Below are 449 nucleotides of genomic sequence, written 5' to 3' on the forward strand. Positions count from 1 at the left end.
GTTCGGCAATCAGCGCCTCCAGCGGGTCCACCGGTGCGGCGGGGTACAGGTCAAACACGAGCCGGTGCTGGTAGGCCGCCACGGGGGGCAGCGTGAACACCTGGGGCATGGCCGCCTGTTTCAGGTCGACCACCAGACGCACCACGCCGGGTGCGTTTTGGCCCACACGGATACCGGCGATGTTGGGGTCGTCTGGTTTGACCTTGGCCACCAGCTCGCGCAGCTCGGGGCTCAGGTCGATGCCCTCGATGTCCACCGCCAGCCGGGGCGGGGTGGTCACGAAAAACTGCTTGGCCACCAGCGCACCGTCGGATTCGATGGTCACGCGCGAATACTCGGGGGCGGGCCACACGCGCACGGCCAGGATGGTGGCGCCGCGTGCAATCTGCTGCGTGCCCAGCAACAGCACCAGACTGCCCGCCTGCAGCACAGCGCGGCGCGAGGGCAGG

At 69.0% G+C, this 449-nt stretch carries 1 protein-coding gene; it reads right to left on the minus strand.

Features of this window, described 5'->3' with window-relative positions; translation table 11 throughout:
- The coding region (locus NFX52_RS30480; RefSeq protein ID WP_252636021.1) for an AMIN domain-containing protein at positions 1-448 on the minus strand (448 nt) is incomplete at its 3' end.
- Position 449 lies beyond the last annotated feature (1 nt).

Source organism: Acidovorax facilis, from assembly GCF_023913775.1.
Lineage (GTDB): Bacteria > Pseudomonadota > Gammaproteobacteria > Burkholderiales > Burkholderiaceae_C > Acidovorax > Acidovorax facilis.